Raw genomic sequence first — 1,608 nt, 5'->3', positions numbered from 1 at the left:
CGCTGGTGCTGCGCACCGGCATCGATTCGGCCGAGTCGTTCACCGACCTGCTGGACCGGGCCCGCCACACCGACCTCGACGCCTTCGGCAATGCCGATGTGCCGTTCGAGCGGCTGGTGGAACTGCTGGCCCCCGAGCGCTCGCAGGCCCGCAACCCGCTGTTCCAGGTCATGCTGGCCTTCCAGAACCTGGATCGCACCAGCATCGAACTGCCGGGGCTCGCGGTATCCACGCTGGATCTCGCCGAGAACATCTCCCGCTTCGATCTGCAGTTCACGCTGTCGGAGTCGGATTCCGGCATGGCACTGGCTTTGACCTACGCCACCGATCTGTTCGACGAGGCCACCGCGGCCGGGTTCGCGCAGCGCTGGGTGCGGGTGCTCGAGGCCGTCGCCGCCAACCCGGAGATCGGGGTCGGCGCGATCGACATCCTGGACTCCGGCGAGCGCACCGATCTGGTGGCCCGCTTCGGCCTGCCCGCCGTCCCGGCACGCACCCTGCCGGAGCTGATCGCCGACGCCGTAGCCCTCGATCCGGCCGCCCCGGCGGTCGTGTTCCAGGGGCGCAGTCAGTCCTATGGCGAGCTGGATGCCCGCTCGAACCGCTTGGCGCGCTTGCTCATCGAGCGGGGCATCGGCACCGAGGATCTGGTCGCCGTCGCGATTCCGCGCTCGGACGACTCGTACTTCGCCGAGTGGGCGGTGGCCAAGACCGGTGCGGCGTTCGTGCCGGTGGACCCGAACTACCCGGCCGACCGCATCGCGCACATGGTCACCGATTCCGGATCGCCGGTCGGTCTGACCGTGGCGTCCGTGCGCGCGGATATGCCGGACTCGGTCGAGTGGCTGGTGCTCGACGAGCTGGAGCTGAATGCGTTCGCGGACACCGCGATCGAGGTGGCCGAGCGGGTCCGCCCGCTGCGTCCGGAGCACCCGGCCTACGTCATCTACACGTCGGGTTCGACCGGTGTGCCCAAGGGCGTCGTGGTCACCCACGCCGGTCTGGCCAACTTCACCGTCGAGCAGGCCGAGCGCTACGCGCTCGATTCCTCCTCGCGTGCACTGCATTTCGCGTCGCCGTCGTTCGACGCGTCGATGCTGGAATTCCTGCTGGCCATCGGTAAGGGCGGCACCCTCGTGGTCGTCCCGCCGGGCACCTACGGCGGCGAGGAGCTCGCCGAGCTGATCCGCCGCGAGCAGGCCACCCACGCGNCGGCCGATCTGGTGGAGAAGTGGGCGGTTCCGTTGGCGGACGGCACGATTCGTGCCTTCCACAATGGTTACGGTCCGACCGAGACCACCATCATGACCAATATCAGCGATGCGCTGGTGCCGGGCGATCTGGTCACCATCGGTGGCCCCATCCGGGGCATGCAATCGCTGATCCTCGACAACCGTCTGCGGCCCGTTCCGGTGGGTGTCGCGGGTGAGCTCTATCTGTCGGGCATCCAGCTGGCGCGTGGCTACCACGCGCGGCCGGGGCTGACCGCCGATCGCTTCGTGGCCAACCCCTACGTCGACGGTGTGCGCATGTACCGCACCGGTGATGTGGTGCGCTGGACGCCGGACGGTCTCGTCGAATACGTCGGCCGCTCCGACTTCCAGGTGA

The 1,608-nt window shown here is 68.8% G+C and carries 1 protein-coding gene; it reads left to right on the top strand.

Annotated features, from left to right (window positions below; all coding sequences use genetic code 11):
* Window positions 1-1,608 (top strand): non-ribosomal peptide synthetase (locus tag ACYVN4_RS36150; RefSeq protein ID WP_460727186.1); only part of this gene is annotated, 1,608 nt, incomplete at both ends.

This window comes from Nocardia heshunensis (assembly GCF_054782115.1).
The sequence above is the reverse complement of the archived record's forward strand: the minus strand, read 5'-3'. Positions and strand labels throughout refer to the sequence as shown.